General features: G+C 59.5%; 10 protein-coding genes and 6 pseudogenes. 12 read left to right on the top strand and 4 right to left on the bottom strand.

Translation table 11 applies throughout. The features are described 5' to 3' along the window. Positions 1-21: 21 nt before the first annotated feature. A complete protein-coding gene (locus tag AC0L3H_RS06320; RefSeq protein ID WP_473498024.1) occupies positions 22-297 on the top strand; it encodes an acyl carrier protein in 276 nt (91 codons plus the stop codon). Continuing rightward, positions 298-1,506, top strand: a complete 1,209-nt coding sequence (locus AC0L3H_RS06315; RefSeq protein WP_473584873.1) for a beta-ketoacyl-[acyl-carrier-protein] synthase family protein — start codon at positions 298-300, stop codon at positions 1,504-1,506. On the opposite strand, the pseudogene AC0L3H_RS06310 reads toward AC0L3H_RS06315, so the two are convergent. Then, positions 1,493-1,603, bottom strand: a pseudogene (locus tag AC0L3H_RS06310) (LysR family transcriptional regulator); the annotation flags it as partial. The gene AC0L3H_RS06315 and the pseudogene AC0L3H_RS06310 overlap by 14 nt on opposite strands. Positions 1,604-1,815: 212 nt before the next feature. On the opposite strand from AC0L3H_RS06310, the gene fabG reads away from it, so the two are divergent. Further along, positions 1,816-2,553, top strand: coding sequence for a 3-oxoacyl-[acyl-carrier-protein] reductase (gene fabG, locus AC0L3H_RS06305; RefSeq protein ID WP_473584872.1), 738 nt, complete (start codon positions 1,816-1,818; stop codon positions 2,551-2,553). A gap of 484 nt (positions 2,554-3,037) precedes the next feature. Next, on the top strand, positions 3,038-3,628 hold the full coding sequence (locus tag AC0L3H_RS06300; protein ID WP_473498000.1) for a NodA family N-acyltransferase: 591 nt from the start codon (positions 3,038-3,040) through the stop codon (positions 3,626-3,628). A gap of 229 nt (positions 3,629-3,857) precedes the next feature. On the opposite strand, the pseudogene AC0L3H_RS06295 reads toward AC0L3H_RS06300, so the two are convergent. Together AC0L3H_RS06295 and AC0L3H_RS06290 are read right to left on the bottom strand one after the other, a co-directional pair. Further along, positions 3,858-4,050: pseudogene (locus AC0L3H_RS06295) on the bottom strand (aminotransferase class III-fold pyridoxal phosphate-dependent enzyme); the annotation flags it as partial. Beyond that, positions 4,045-4,814 (bottom strand): annotated as a pseudogene (locus AC0L3H_RS06290) (beta/alpha barrel domain-containing protein); the annotation flags it as partial. The pseudogenes AC0L3H_RS06295 and AC0L3H_RS06290, both read right to left, overlap by 6 nt. Positions 4,815-4,940: 126 nt before the next feature. Between AC0L3H_RS06290 and AC0L3H_RS06285 the strand changes: the two are divergent. The 4 genes from AC0L3H_RS06285 to AC0L3H_RS06270 all read left to right on the top strand — a co-directional run bounded on the left by AC0L3H_RS06285 (position 4,941) and on the right by AC0L3H_RS06270 (position 8,513). After that, complete coding sequence (locus tag AC0L3H_RS06285) at positions 4,941-5,249, top strand: hypothetical protein (protein ID WP_473498002.1); 309 nt, start codon at positions 4,941-4,943, stop codon at positions 5,247-5,249. Beyond that, positions 5,239-6,228 (top strand): nodulation protein NodZ, encoded by a 990-nt coding sequence (locus AC0L3H_RS06280; RefSeq protein WP_473498004.1) that lies wholly within the window; start codon positions 5,239-5,241, stop codon positions 6,226-6,228. Before AC0L3H_RS06285 ends, AC0L3H_RS06280 begins: the two co-directional genes overlap by 11 nt. A gap of 142 nt (positions 6,229-6,370) precedes the next feature. After that, positions 6,371-7,468 (top strand): GDP-mannose 4,6-dehydratase, encoded by a 1,098-nt coding sequence (gene gmd / locus AC0L3H_RS06275; RefSeq protein WP_473584871.1) that lies wholly within the window; start codon positions 6,371-6,373, stop codon positions 7,466-7,468. A 91-nt stretch (positions 7,469-7,559) separates the two neighbouring features. After that, a complete protein-coding gene (locus tag AC0L3H_RS06270; protein ID WP_473584870.1) occupies positions 7,560-8,513 on the top strand; it encodes a GDP-L-fucose synthase family protein in 954 nt (317 codons plus the stop codon). Between the two features lie 1,091 nt (positions 8,514-9,604). Here AC0L3H_RS06270 and AC0L3H_RS06265 read toward each other — a convergent pair. Beyond that, positions 9,605-9,783, bottom strand: a pseudogene (locus AC0L3H_RS06265) (SIR2 family protein); the annotation flags it as partial. Between the two features lie 23 nt (positions 9,784-9,806). On the opposite strand from AC0L3H_RS06265, the pseudogene ubiM reads away from it, so the two are divergent. The 4 genes and pseudogenes from ubiM to AC0L3H_RS06245 form a co-directional block, all read left to right on the top strand. Next, positions 9,807-10,923 (top strand): annotated as a pseudogene (gene ubiM / locus AC0L3H_RS06260) (5-demethoxyubiquinol-8 5-hydroxylase UbiM). Between the two features lie 1,335 nt (positions 10,924-12,258). Continuing rightward, positions 12,259-12,413, top strand: a pseudogene (locus tag AC0L3H_RS06255) (SAM-dependent methyltransferase); the annotation flags it as partial. A 203-nt stretch (positions 12,414-12,616) separates the two neighbouring features. Beyond that, positions 12,617-13,795: an efflux RND transporter periplasmic adaptor subunit gene (locus tag AC0L3H_RS06250; protein WP_473584869.1), complete on the top strand. Its 1,179-nt coding sequence runs from the start codon at positions 12,617-12,619 to the stop codon at positions 13,793-13,795. A 2-nt stretch (positions 13,796-13,797) separates the two neighbouring features. Beyond that, positions 13,798-14,834: efflux RND transporter permease subunit (locus tag AC0L3H_RS06245; protein ID WP_473584868.1), on the top strand; the 1,037-nt coding region annotated here is incomplete at its 3' end.

The raw sequence follows: 14,834 nt of genomic DNA, 5'->3' as shown, positions 1-14,834 counted from the left end.
ATTGCTATGGAAAGGAACAGAATGGCTGATCAACTCGCGACGGAAATCATTGCCACGATCAAGAACCGCGTCGAATCGGAGAGCGGCGAGAGTGCGTCCATCATCGGCGAAATAACGACTGCCACGGAACTGACCTCGCTCGGAGTCGATTCGCTGGGTCTGGCGGATCTCCTCTGGGATGTGGAGCAGGCCTACGACATCAAGATCGACATGAACGCGGCCGACGCCTGGTCGAATCTCAAGAATGTCGGCGACATGGTGGAAGCCGTCCGCGGTTTGCTCGCGAAGGAGGTCTGATTGGACAGGCGAGTCGTCATTACTGGGATGGGCGGGCTTTGCGGCCTAGGCAACAACGCCGCCTCTATCTGGAAAGAGATGCGCGAAGGCCGCTCCGCCGTCCGCCCGATGGTCACTTCCGAGCTTCATGAGATGAAGGGCACTGTCGGTACCGAGATCAAGGAGCTGCCGAAGCACGACATCGGCCGCAACCAGCTCGTCTCCATGGACCGCCTGAGCTTGCTCGCTGTGCTTGCAGCGCGCGAAGCCATGCAACACGCCGGACTTTCCTGCGACGAGGGAAATCCGTATCGCTTCGGCGCGGCAGTAGGCGTCTGCGGCTGGGGGTGGGGAACGGTCGAAGAAACCTACCGCGACCTCTTTTTGGACGGTGCGAGGCGTGTGGGCATTTACACTGCACCAAGGGGGTTGCCGAGCGCCGCTGCCAGCCAGGTCAGCATGAGCCTAGGCCTGCGCGGCCCGGTCTTTGCCATCGCCTCCGCATGCGCATCAGCCAACCATGCGATCGCTTCGGCGGCGGATCAGATCAGGCTCGGCCGGGCCGACGTGATGCTTGCCGGAGGCGCCGAGGCGCCACTCGTATGGCTTCAGATGAAGGCATGGGAAGCAATGCGCGCGCTCGCTCCGGATACTTGCCGGCCCTTCTCCGCCGACAGGAAGGGAGTGGTGATAGGTGAGGGTGCGGGCATGGCCGTGTTGGAAAGCTATGAGCATGCCGCGGCGCGCGGTGCCACAATGCTTGCTGAGATCGCAGGCATAGGCCTTTCCGCGGATGCCTTCCACATCGTCGCGCCGTCTATCGAGGGGCCGGAGGCCGCCATGCGCGCTTGCCTTGCCGACGCCGGGCTGAATGCCGAGGACGTGGATTACCTCAACGCCCACGGCACCGGCACCAAGGCCAACGATCAGACCGAGACGGCGGCGATCAAGCGCGTCTTCGGAGGCCATGCCTATTCGATGTCTGTCTCGTCCACCAAGTCCATGCACGCGCATTGCCTCGGCGCAGCGAGCGCACTTGAAATGATCGCCTCCGTGTTGGCGATCCAGGAGGGCGTCGTGCCGCCGACCGCCAATTATCGCGAGCCAGACCCCGATTGCGATCTCGACGTCACGCCCAATGTGGCGCGCGAGCGCAAGGTGCGCGTGGCACTGAGCAACGCCTTCGCCATGGGCGGCATGAACGCAGTTCTGGCGTTCAAGCAGGTGTAGAAGCCATGCGACATTCCTCCAGTAACTCTATCTCTCGTTTCCAAATCTTTGCCGGATCACGATTGTGAAGGGCGTGGCCTTGGACCGCCTCGGTGAATGCGCTGCGGAAGCTGGACGAGCCGGGGCACGTTTTTGCAAAATTCTCAGCTGTTGAAGCGATGTGGACGTACCGCTACCCGGAAGATTAAGCGAGGCCCTCCGAGTTCGGCTCGAGGCCTGTCCAGCAGCTGTACCGATAATGTCTGGACGGCGCAGGGCCGCCAGTGACCGCTTCCGTGCGAAGCCGGTCCTTAGAAAGGGAATCGATAAATGTTCGATCTGACCGGCCGCAACGCGCTCGTCACCGGAGCAAGCGGTGGAATCGGCGAGGCTGTGGCGCGGGCGCTGCACGCGCAGGGCGCAACCGTCGGCCTGCACGGCACGCGTGTCGAAAAGCTCGAGGCGTTGGCTGCCGAGCTTGGCGAGCGGACAAAACTGTTTCCGGCGAACCTCTCGAACCGCGACGAGGTCAAGGCGCTGGGCGCAAAGGCGGAAGCCGAACTCGAAGGCGTCGACATACTGGTCAACAATGCCGGGATCACCAAGGACGGGCTTTTTATCCGGATGTCGGACGCGGACTGGGACGCGGTACTCGAGGTCAACCTGACCGCCGTGTTCCGGCTCACACGCGAACTGACCTATTCGATGATGCGCCGCCGCAACGGCCGCATCATCAACATCACCTCCGTGTCCGGTGTAACCGGCAATCCCGGCCAGGCGAACTATTGCGCGTCAAAGGCTGGCATGATCGGCATGTCGAAATCGCTGGCGCAGGAGATCGCGACGCGCGGCGTGACAGTGAACTGCGTGGCGCCGGGCTTCATCGAATCGGCCATGACTGACAAGCTGAACGACAAGCAGAAAGAAGCGATCATGGCCGCGATTCCGGCCAGGCGCATGGGCACCGGCGTGGAAGTCGCCTCGGCTGTGGTCTACCTGGCCTCGAACGAGGCCGCCTACATCACCGGCCAAACCGTTCATGTGAACGGCGGCATGGCAATGATTTAGCCTAAAAGTTCAGTGCGCACGAGGACGCGTATCAACGGTGGAGGAAGGTTCCGTCCCAGATAGCAGTCGATTGGGCCGGCAGCTGACGAGCGGGTCGGTCGGGCAACTGGCCGGGTCGAAGCCTCGTGTGATAAAGGCCGCCTTGGGCGCAGGTTTAGATCAAGCGCTTTGAAACGCAGGGCTATTCCTATCCATGGCGTGGATGCATTCATCGAAACAAACGATTTGCCAATTCTGCAGAACGTCGCCTAGCAAGATATCAAGGATCTAAGCCAAAAGGTAATTAACGATGTTTGTATTGGCTCCGAGCAGCATTTTCTGGTGTACGCCTTCCGTGTGCGCCGAACACAACGGAGTCGCATCTTGATTGCGGCTAGTTTCTTCCGTGATCTGAGCAAGCTACATCGACCCGGCTCGATGCGACAAACGTCCCTATGCGTAGGGGCTTACCTCAACAAAGCAGCAACAAAGATGAGGTTTTTCCATGTACTCTGACGTGCGGTGGAAGTTGTGCTGGGAAAATGAGTTGCAACAGGCCGACCATGTCGAACTCTCCGAGTTCTTCCGAAAGACCTACGGACCGACTGGGGCCTCCAACTCAGAGCCATTCGAAGGCGGCCGTAGCTGGGCCGGTGCGAGGCCGGAGCTCCGCGCAATCAGTTACGACGCGCACGGCGTAGCGGCTCATATCGGCATACTACGCCGCTTCATCAAGGTTGACGAGGTAGACCTCCTGGTGGCCGACCTGGGGTTGTACGGGGTGCGTCCGGATCTTGAGGGACAAGGGATCGGTCATTCAATGCGCGTTCTATATCCAGTAATGCAGCAGCTTGGGGTTCCATTCGCTTTCGGCACCGTTCGGCACGCAATGCGGAACCATTTTGAGAGGATCTGCAGAGACGGCCTGGCGGCTATTGTGTCGGGCGTTCGCGTGCGGTCCACTCTCGCAGATGTGTGTCTTGACCTGCCGCCCACGCGCGTCGAGGACGTGCTCGTCGTGGTTGTGCCGATTGGACGCTCGATGAGCGAGTGGCCGTCCGGCACCCTGATCGTTCGGAACGGTCCGGAGCTATGAGACATCTTGAAGTGCCGGGTGATGGCGCTGAGGGCACCAGAGCGGAGGATTTTTGCAGAGCTACTAGGACTGAATACGCGTTCCCATTCACATTAGCTGTGGATCAAGGCTGAATTAGCGTGCAGATCTGCGATCTAAATCGATCCGAGCGCGAGCTTCCGCGCACCGACGTTTCAGACCTGAATCCCGTCACCCTGAAATCGACGGGCATCGACTATCCCAAAATCGAGCCCTTCGAGGTGCACAGGATATCTGGAGAGATGTTCGCCTGTTCGCAGGCGAACATGGTTCCGGTGCGCTCCCCAACCGGTCATCACTTCGTCGGCGATCAGGAGCGTGCCGGAGGCCTCAGTGATCTTCTTCAATTCGGTCAGAACCCAGGCCGGGTACATCAGCATGCCGCCGGCGCCGAGCACGAGACCGATGTCGAGAATGGGCGCGCCGCGGGTAAGCCAGCCACCGATATGCGGTCCACGCCGGTCGCCGCAATTGCCGGGCGCTCGCCCGCGTTACTCAAGCCCGAGGCCTCGGTGATCGCGCTGCGCCCGACATAGGCACAGCTTGCGCAAGCTCCTCGACCGACATGTTGTCGAGGAGCATGCCGTCGACGCCCACTGTAAGCGCTATCTCCAACTGGTCCAGCCTGTCCACCTCTACCTCGATCTTGACCATGTGACCTATGGCGCTAGGCGCCCGCTCGATTGCGGTGCGGATGTCGCCGGCAATGGCGATGTGGTTGTCCTTGAGCACCGCGTCGTCGAGCGCGAAGCGGTGATTGGCGCCTGACCGCGTATCGCTTCGACAAACAACGCGGCCGTAGCCGTAGCAATGCCGCTCAGACGGCACAGAAAATCGAGCGCGGTCCGCTCAGCAGGCTTCGCGCCGGCCCGTTTACCATCGCAATGGTTTGACCTGCTCGACATCGCTGCCGTCCGGCCGCCGGATTTGCACATCGATTGCTGGATCGACGAGCAAGAAAGAAAACGCCACAGGTCGAGCCCCGCACCCACGCCCGCTTGGCGCGCGTTAAGCGAAAGCGTGGCTTTGCATCGGCGGCGATAATTGCATCGCTCGTGATATCGCCGGCTCTGCCCAGGTCTTCCAGCAGGGATGATGATCTGAGGAAGTGTGCAAGTGAAGTCAGGTCAACGGCTCCGTCGGATGTCGTCGTTGCGGTCGCGCTCATGGCCGGCTGACTTGGGTCATGCTGCGTGCTGCCGCCGTAAGCTTCCGCAGGGATTAGCAGTGACGCACAACGAGAGGGTTCAGGTCAACGCCCTGGAACCCACGTCACTAGCCATCCATAACGTGGATGCGTTTCATCGAAACAGACGATTTTACGAATGTTGCGGCACGTTGCATAGAACGAATTCAAAGATGTAAGCCTTTAGGGAAAGTCGTTGATGTCTGCGTTGGCTCCAAAGAGCATTTTCTGGTGTGCGCCGAATACCAGCCGAGGCGCGCGTCCATCGCGGCCAGGCACTTCCGCGATCGACGCAAGCTGCATCGCATTGGCGCAGCACGACAAGCTCCCCGAATTGCGCAGGCGCTTGCCTCAAAGGCAGCAGCAAAGCTGAGGTTTGTGGTTGTTTTGGAAAGAGGCAATTTAGATGCTTGTTGATGGCTCAAGGATGGATCGGTTCGTTGTTTCTCGACGGCGCGAGGGTCTCGGTGATTGCTTGTGGTCTCTCGCGTCGGCATGGGACTACGCACATCGGACGGGACGGGCTTTAGCAATAGATTGGCGCGGCTCTTGTTACCTCGACAACCCGTTTGCGAATGCCTTTCCGGCTTTCTTCAAGCCAATTGAAGAGATCGGTGGTGTACGGGTCATTTGCGATGACGAGATCAACCACGTCTCATTCCCCGGTCCCTTCTTCCCGTCGTGGTGGAACAAGCCATCCATCGACTGCGTGTACCGTCCGGATGAACAGATTTTCCAAGAACGTGACGAGCTTAACGATCTTTTCCAGGCCCAAGATGATTGTGAAGCCAACACGGTAGTGTGTGATGCTTGCTTGATGTGGCGCTGCGATGAGCAAGCCGAGCGAACGATATTTCGGAGCATCAGACCGAGGGTCGAAATTGAGGATCGGATTGAAGCGCTCTACCAGGAACACTTTGCCGGGCACAGCATAATTGGGGTCCATGTCCGCCACGGCAACGGCGGAGATATTATGGATCACGCACCTTACTGGGCTGATCCAAAGGTTGCCTTAGAGCAGGTATGCACTGCCATTCGTATGGCCAAAGCGCAACCGCATCCAAGACCTGTAAGGGTGTTCTTGTGTACAGACAGCGCCCAGGTTGTTGATCACTTGTCGGGCGTATTTCCCGAACTTTTCACCGTCCCCAAACGCTTCCAAGCGGATCAGGCCGGCCCCTTAAACAGTGCAGCACTGGGCATTGACGGGGGTTTTTCCGCTCTCGTTGAGATGTATCTCCTTGGTAGATGCGACACTGTAATTCGGTTTCCTCCGACTAGCGCCTTCTCCCGCTATGCCCGCCTCTTCGTGCCACGAATTGTCGAATTCGATCTGAATGACCCGCGTCGTTTGATCTTGATTGATAACTCTTTCGACCGTTCCCCGACCCCATGAAGGGGTTGGCATCCCGCTCTAACTCTCCCTTGCCTTCGCGCAGAGGCCCCGTTCGCCCTGCCCAATGCGCCCCTTTCTCGCCACGCAATCCTGCCGCAGGCGAGCATTTTCTTCGGCGCGTCAAAATCAAAAGGATTCAAGCTTGTCAAAGAGAAAAGTCGCTTTAATCACCGGGGTCACGGGGCAAGACGGTTCCTACCTCGCAGAATTGCTGCTGGAAAAGGGCTATTCTGTGCATGGGATAAAAAGACGATCGTCTCTTTTCAATACGGGCCGTATAGACCATCTCTATCATGATCCTCATGAAAGTGGCGTTGATCTTACACTTCACCACGGGGACTTGACAGACTCGTCCAGCCTTACGCGCGTCATCCAACTGGTTCAGCCAAACGAAATTTACAATCTGGCAGCTCAGAGCCACGTTGCAGTCTCCTTTGAACAACCAGAATACACCGCGAACTCGGACGCGTTGGGTGCGCTGCGTATCCTCGAGGCAATTCGGATCCTGGGGCTCGTCGAGCATACGCGCTACTACCAAGCCTCGACGTCTGAGCTCTACGGGCTGGTGCGGGAAACGCCACAGACCGAGACGACACCGTTCTACCCCCGATCACCCTACGCTGTTGCCAAATTGTATGCTCACTGGATCACCGTAAATTATCGAGAAGCTTACAACTTGTACGCATGTAACGGCATTTTATTTAATCATGAGTCACCTGCGCGCGGAGAAACATTTGTAACGCGAAAAATCACGCGCGCCCTGGCTCGGATTAAGCTTGGAATGCAGCCGAATCTATTCTTGGGCAACCTTAATGCTCTTCGCGATTGGGGGCACGCTCGAGACTACGTCCAGATGCAGTGGTTGATGCTGCAGCAGGAGCAAGCTGAAGACTTTGTGATCGCTAGCGGTGAGCAACATTCGGTGCGCGAATTTGTCACCGTCGCGGCCGCTGAACTCGGCATTGGTGTTCGTTGGGTTGGGGAAGGGGTCGACGAAGAGGGATACGATGCAAAGACGGGAGCTTTGATCGTAAAAGTAGATCCCCGTTATTTTCGTCCTGCAGAAGTCGAGACACTTCTCGGCGATGCCCGCAAGGCCAAAGAAAAACTTGGGTGGGAGCCAAAAATCTCCTTCATTGAATTGGTTAGGGAGATGGTTCGGGAAGATTTGCGCATGGCAGAGCGTGACGCAGTGCTGATGACGCAGGGTTATTATTCATACAGTCCACGAGAGTTATGATGACAACGGCGGCGCCATGCTGGCTTGTTGTCAGCGTTAGGGTGGCCTTCTTAAGGAGCGTCCATAGCGTTATCACATGGGAAACAAAAAGATGAAGAAAGTCTATGTGGCAGGCCATAGCGGCCTTGTTGGATCCGCCACAATGAGTGCCCTCGAGACGTTAGGATCGTATGAAATAATAACACGTACTCACGACCAACTGGATCTATTTGACCGGACCGAGACGCGCAGGTTCTTCATGTCGCGGCGGCCCGATTACGTCATTATGTGCGCCGCAAAGGTTGGTGGTATACTGGCGAACGCTAGCTCTCCTGTCGATTTCCTTCATAACAACCTCGCGATCCAACTCAGTGTTTTTGATGCCGCTTACGCTTCAGGCGTCGAACGGATGATTTTTCTTGGCTCCTCATGTATCTATCCACGCGACTGTCCGCAGCCGATACGGGAGGAATATCTTCTCACCGGTCCGCTTGAAGCGACGAATCGTCCCTTCGCTTTGGCAAAAATCGCAGGAGTCGAATCATGCTGGTCTTTTAACCGGCAGTACCAGACGCGCTATCTCGCGTTGATGCCGACCAGCTTATATGGTCCCGGCGATAATTATCACCCCGAAAAATGCCACGTTCTGCCTGCTCTGATACGCCGTTTTCATCAAGCTAAAATAAACGGCGACTCCTCGGTGGGGGTCTGGGGATCCGGAAACCCTCGGCGAGAGTTTATGTATTCGTCGGATATAGGCGATGCCATTGCGTTCCTGCTTGGCCTGCCAGATTCGGATTTTGACGCCTTGACTGCCCCCGACACTGCGCCCCTGATTAATGTTGGTGTTGGCGAGGATGTCACAATTCGCGAGGTGGCGGAACTCGTCAAGGCGGCGGTCTGCTGGGAGGGCAATCTGGTATTCGACACGACGAAGCCAGACGGTACTCCGCGCAAGTTACTGGACGTAACGCGCTTGCGTAAGCTTGGCTGGAAAGCCAAAACGTCTCTTGGTGCCGGGTTGCAAGCGACGTATGAGGATTTTCTTCGCCTTCATGGGGCTTGATGTGGATGCGCGCATCCTGGTTGGACTGCGTGTCCGACCGGGTGCAAGTTTGTTCAGTCAGGCCAAACAGAAGAGAGGGACGCATACATCCGAGGCGGCCGCAATATTGGCCTGTGCTAACGGTGCAAACCGGACGTCTCTGCGACCGGCGGTGCTGAGGACCACCCAAAAGCTTGCCCAAGCCAATGGGAAGGGCGAGGGGCCGCATAACGGGCTGCACCTGGAACGGCTGTGCGTGAGCGCCGTCGACTCAAGCCGCCAGTTAGAACTGCTCGACCTCACGGGAGTCGCTGCTTAGGAACCTGCCGTCGATACGAACGCCAACCGGGGCCCCGCCATGCCTCGGGGCGGGCCTTATCCAAGGCGGTGCATGCGGTAATGGCGGACGTGGACGTATGCTTTTCAACTCGCGCTTAGCCGCAGGCGGGATCGTGTCCTGGGTCGTGTCCCCCTAGGTGGTGTAGCTGACGGCATTGGTCGCCGTGCTCTCCGGCATGGGCCGGGCTGATCGGCCTGCTTCAGTCTGCGTTGTTAGCGCCGAACTCACTGGCCTCAAGGTCATGGCGCCACAAGCGGGGATTCGCGGCGCCATGGTGCGGGCGTTTACAACTCCTGCAGCAGCGGGTCTCGTTGATGAACCGGCTTGCCCTGAACAAATCGCTCGCGTGTGCAGCGCGCCAAGCTATCGCGCAGAGCATCCTGACGCTCTGGGATGGCAGTGGCAGGTGACCGCCTATGCGGTGAGCACGCTTGGCCTTAGCTTGATTGGCATCGACCCCAACCACCCCTGATCATCGTGCCGTGCGCACAGCTTCCGCCGCCAAATGAAGCCGATCAGCTGCGACCGCTCGCCGCGACAACTCCGGCGCCAGACGATGCTCTGCTCGGCTGGTTCGAGCCCGTCGCCGCTGTTTATCCGCAGCATCGAATGTCCTAGCAGCTGAAGCCTCGAATGAAATAACCGTCGCAGCTCTTCCAGCGCTGGCTCGAAACAGCAGCGCCTCTCGGAGTTGTTGAATAACCCGGAAGACAATGCCCATTTTACTTTTTCGGCAATGTTGAGGCGTCTGGGGAGGCTCAACGATTGCCCGTTAGGCCTCATGCAATGTCTCGCCCAGTCCGACGAGACGGGCTGCGGCTTGACCCGTCGGCATGTAATGACCGTGATTGCCCTTTCTGCAAAGAAGCGACGCTCGTTCTTGGTCAGCTTTGCCGTATCGATTGCCGCAAAATGTGGGCCATGGGAGCGCTTCATGATCTGTCGGGCATAGCCAACGCGCTGGCGGCACGCTGATGGCCGGCTTTGATGACAGCTTCGACATCATTGTCGTTGGCGCCGGGCCGGTCGGACTTTCCTTCGCCGCATCGCTTGCCACAGCGAGCTCAAACTGGCGGTTGTCGAAGGGCAGTCCCTGGAAAGACTGGAAAATCCGGCTTTCGACGGTCGCGAGATCGCGCTCACCCACGCTTCTATTGGGATCCTTCGCGAGCTCGGCGCCTGGGATGCTATCCGCGGCTCTGACAAGTCACCGCTTCAAGGCGCACGCGTCCTCAACGAATCGAGCCCTCTTTTGCGCTGTGTTTCGATTCTCCTGGCGGATCCGCGGAACCACTGGCGTTCTGGTCCCGAATTGCCGGATTCGCGATGCCCTGTTCAAGATCATCCGCTTGCAGGGCCATGCCGGGCTGCTGTGCGGCCACTCGGTCGCGCGTGCAACAAACAGCCATCAGGGAGCAGTCAGAACGCTCTCCAACGGCAGGCGACTGACCGCTCGACTTCTCGTTGCCGCCGATTCGCGTTTGTCCGCCACCCGCAATCTGCTCGGCATCGGCGCCGATATCAAACGGCTTGGCAGCTCGATGCTGATTTGCCGAGTGAGGCAACAGCGCCCCCACCACTAGATCGCGATCGAATGGTTCGATCACCATCAGACGATAGCGATGTTGCCCCTCGCGCGAGGCATGTCGTCGCTGCTTTTGACTTTGCCCTCAAACGAGGCCGACAGACTGCTTGCCCTCGACGACGAGTTGTTCCTGATGGAGTTGACGAAGCACTGTCGAGGGCGCCTCGGCAACATGAGCTTGCACCAACCGCCATATTTATCCTTTGGTCACCACCTGGGCGCACAGGTTCCGGGCGCCGAGCGCCGCATCGATAGGCGACGCTGCCATTGGCATGCACCCGGTGACCGCGCATGGCTTCAACATCGGCCTCGGCGGCCAGAGGCAACTCGCCCATGGTATCCTGACAGTATGGCGCGACCGTCGCGACACTGCCGATCCCGACATGCTCCACAGAGTCTACTCAAGCGAGCACCCGGCTGCACGGCTTGCAAGACATGTGGGGCTGCGCTTCGGCCAACATCTTCCCTTTGTCCGTCATGGCATTGCGGCCATGCTGAGGCGGTGAGCCACAGTCACAGTCATCGTCAGCGTGCTGGCGTCGTAATAAGCTGGCGAGTGTGGTTCGATGTGAGCGGTCGCGGCTGCACGGGATCACGATCCCAGTGAAGAGCATGACGCTTTCCTCCCCTTCCTTGTATGCGCGAAAGCGTGATCTGCTCTTTCAAGCGTTCCTGGTTCGGCCAGGGTCGGCTTTCGGTGCAATTATGGCATGGCCTCCCCTCTACGAGCGATCGGTCAGGACTGCTCTGTCTTCGAACGAGAGAGGACCGCCGCGCTCCCTGCGAAGTTGACCTCCGCCTTATGGCCGTGACCTTCGACCCGCGTAGCGCGCAGCCGGTTCCGTGGTTGCACGCTCGTCGTTCTCCACCATGGTCAGCCGCATCCGGCGCAGTTGGTGATATTCTGCCTCCATCGGTCGTGCCCTGCCCAACAAAGCGACCGGGCAGCCCGGCATATGCGGCACAAAATGAGGTGGACGGCCGAACGAACCTGCACCTGTCCACCGCCCGAATTGGAAGCAGCGATCCACGGCATTTCCGCCACGAAGTCTTTCAGGATTGCGGAGCCGACAAAGGCATCGCGGGCCACGCCCATCGGCGTGCGGCGTCTTGTGCTTGGTAGCACCGGTGAAGGGCTGTTCATGGATCAGACTGCGGCGGTCCCCCGGCCACTCCTCCACAAATTCGATCGCATCTGCGAGATCGATAATGCACAGGGTAGGATCCATGCTTGATGAAGACGGGGCTGCTGAATGCCGCGAGCCTCTTCCATCGCGGATCGTCAGCATCTCAATCGCTGTGTGTGCGGGATTCCCGCCCACCGCAAAGCGTTTGTCGGCCAACGCCACACAGGCGCGGACCCAGGCAAGCCCAATTCCGCCTTCGATGTGTTTAGGGCGTGGATGGTTGTCATCCGAACAATCAATTTTGCCAATCCTGCCGACCCTATTAGGAGTGTGACCGAAATCACGTGCCTCGGCCTGCAGGCACGCCCGACGAAGAAGCCTGAGCACCAACCACCTATGCCCATAGGAGTACAGAAGGCAACGATCCGAAGACGGTGGAAATTGGTGCCGGGACGTTCCTCCTCATCGGTGTCTATGCGCGCGTCAAACGGACTCTCATTCGCTGAATGGTCCCAGAAGTGCACGAGGTGGGCAACCACACGGTGAAGCGTGGTGGTGTTTTGACATCGGGTCTCACGAACGGCCCCGCTTTCAAAATTAGCGTGCCCGGGTCCCGACGCTATCTCTGACGGCGTTTTGCAGCGTCGGTGATTGCTGACTTAGCGAGGTGTGAATTTGACCCATAAAGTCGATCATGAACTGCTGAATCGAGAAATGGCCGCAGACGATCCATGGCGGCTCGATGGCAATCCGTTCGAGCGGGAGCGCCATACGCAAATTCTCAGGTGTCACTTGCGCAAGGTCCTGTCGCAAATGCGCTCGAAGTCGGGTGCGCTGCCGGCGCTTTTACGCAGCGGCTAGCCCCCAATTAAGGGGTTGCCCCGAGTGGGACAAGATGCCGAGTGTGATGTCGCAGATGAACGGCCGCGCTGGTCCGGCGCGCCTCACGACGGCGGGCGCATCCTGTCCAGCGAAGTAATAACCCATCAACTTTTCTGCGCGCACCCATATCGGCGACGCGCCGAGCTAGAAGACGCGGCCTGGCCGAATCCCGCGCACTGGAAAAATGACGATGCCGAAGTACAGGTTTCACAAGCTTGCAGCCATTGTTGTGCTTGTCGGTTTCGCTGCGTGGATGGCGACGGGCGAGTTCTCGTCGGTCGGTAGCGCGGCCGCCGACAAACCCGAGGCGGGGGAGGTCGAGCGGCCAAAGGCGGCCGACGCCGGCAAGGTCAAGCCCGCTGAGGCAGAACAGCCCAAGGCGCCGTTGCGTACCGTCGCGACCATAACTCCGCCCAGGCGTATCCATGCGCGCGCCATCCGGATTTCCGGACTGACCGAAGCCGATAAGCGCGCCGTCCTGGCGACGCGCGCCGCCGGCGTCATCGACAAGCTGCCGGTCAAGCAGGGACAGCGCGTCAAGACCGGCGACCTCGTGCTGATGCTGGCCGCCGAGGAAAAGCTTTCGGCGGTCAGCAACGCCCAGCAGCTCCTGGTCCAGCGTCAGGCCGAACTCGATGCAGCATTGCGGCTGATGAAAACCGGCAATCTGCCCAAGCTGCAGCTCGACACGGCGCGCTCCAACCTGACGCTGGCCCAGTCGCACCTGGAAGCCGCGCAGGCCGAGCTCGACCGCAACGAGGTGAAGGCGCCGTTCGACGGCGTCATCGACCGGGTGCCGGTGGAGCTTGGCAGTTCCGTGATGCAGGGCGACGAAGTGGCGACCATTTTGAGCCTCGATCCGGTGATTGCCCGCGGCGAGGTCAGCGAACGTGAACTCGGCTATCTGAAGATCGGCGACAAGGCGAAGGTACGGTTGGTCAGCGACCAGAATGTCGAAGGCACCGTGCGCTATATCAGCCGCGACGCCTCGTCCGCCACCCGCACCTTCCGCGTCGAGATCGCAATCCCCAATCCCGAGGGCACTATTCCGGCCGGGATGACCGCCGAGATCGCGCTGAGCGCGCAGCCGACCGACGCAGTCATGCTGCCGCGCTCCGTGGTGACGCTCGGCGACAAGGGCGATCTCGGTATCCGCGCCGTCGACAAGGACAACAAGGTCGTGTTCTTCCCGATCGATCTGGTCGACGATACGCCAACCGGCCTGGTGCTCGGCGGCATCCCTGCCGATGCGCGCATCATCGTCGCCGGCCAGGAACTGGTGAAGGAAGGCGAAGTGGTCAAGCCGGTCGAGGCCGACCAGGCGACCATCCACAAGCTGCTGGGCGAAGCGATGGCCGGGACGCAGTAATCATGGATATCGTCAAACTCGCAATCAGCAATGCCAGGCTGACCATTTCGCTGCTGGTGTTCCTCATCCTTGCCGGTGCGGTCGCCTATCAGTCGACACCCAAGGAAGCCGAACCCGACGTTCCGATTCCGATGATGTATGTCAGCCTGATTTATCAGGGCATCTCGCCCGAGGATTCGGAGCGCCTTCTGCTGCGGCCGATGGAAGCCAAGCTGAAGAGCCTCAAAGGTCTCAAGGAGATGCGTTCGGCCGCCTTCCAGGGCGGCGGCTATGTGATGGTCGAATTCCACCCGCAGACGGACCTGGCGACGGCGCTGCAGGACACGCGCAGCAAGGTCCAGGACGGCAAGGCCGACCTGCCGCAGGCGGCCGAGGAGCCTGTGGTCTCCGAAGTCAACGTCTCCGAGTTCCCCGTCCTTGTCGTGACGCTGTCGGGCAAGGTGCCCGAGCGCGTTCTGACAACGGCGGCGCGCGAGCTGCGCGACCGCATCGAGGAAGTGCCTGGCGTGCTGAAGGGCTCGCTGCAGGGCGCCCGCGACGAGCTCGTCGAAGTCGTCATCGAACCGATGAAACTGTCGTCCTACGGGCTGCAGCTCGAGCAGCTGATCGGTGCGGTCGGCGATTCCAACAGTGTTGTCGCCGCCGGCAACATCGAAGGGTCCGAGGGAAAATATGCCGTCAAGGTGCCGTCGCTGATCGAAACGCCGCAGGACATGGCGGCGCTGACGATCGTCGCCGGCCCCAATGCCGTGGTGCAGGCCAAGGATATCGCCACCGTCCGCTCCACCTTCAAGGACGCCGAGACGGCGACCCGTCTCGACGGCAAGCCGGCGATCGCCATCGAGGTGAAGAAGCGCATCGAATCCAACCTGATCGACACGATCGCCCAGGTGAGAGCCGTGTCCGATGCCTTCATAAAGACCATGCCGGAAGGCATGCACGTCACCTACACGCAGGACAAGTCGGTCTTCGTCAACCAGTTGCTCGGCGATCTGCAGAACCACGTCATGATCGCCGTGATCCTGGTGTTCATCGTCAT

Source organism: Mesorhizobium sp. WSM4816 (genome assembly GCF_055811535.1).
The sequence above is the reverse complement of the archived record's forward strand: the minus strand, read 5'-3'. Positions and strand labels throughout refer to the sequence as shown.

Excerpts from the sequence above, each read along its gene's own strand:
- AC0L3H_RS06320 (WP_473498024.1), top strand. The coding sequence starts at position 22 with ATGGCTGATCAACTCGCGACGGAAATCATTGCCACGATCAAGAACCGC.
- fabG (WP_473584872.1), top strand. The coding sequence starts at position 1,816 with ATGTTCGATCTGACCGGCCGCAACGCGCTCGTCACCGGAGCAAGCGGT.
- AC0L3H_RS06300 (WP_473498000.1), top strand. The coding sequence starts at position 3,038 with ATGTACTCTGACGTGCGGTGGAAGTTGTGCTGGGAAAATGAGTTGCAA.
- AC0L3H_RS06285 (WP_473498002.1), top strand. The coding sequence starts at position 4,941 with ATGCGTTTCATCGAAACAGACGATTTTACGAATGTTGCGGCACGTTGC.
- AC0L3H_RS06280 (WP_473498004.1), top strand. The coding sequence starts at position 5,239 with ATGCTTGTTGATGGCTCAAGGATGGATCGGTTCGTTGTTTCTCGACGG.
- AC0L3H_RS06270 (WP_473584870.1), top strand. The coding sequence starts at position 7,560 with ATGAAGAAAGTCTATGTGGCAGGCCATAGCGGCCTTGTTGGATCCGCC.
- AC0L3H_RS06250 (WP_473584869.1), top strand. The coding sequence starts at position 12,617 with ATGCCGAAGTACAGGTTTCACAAGCTTGCAGCCATTGTTGTGCTTGTC.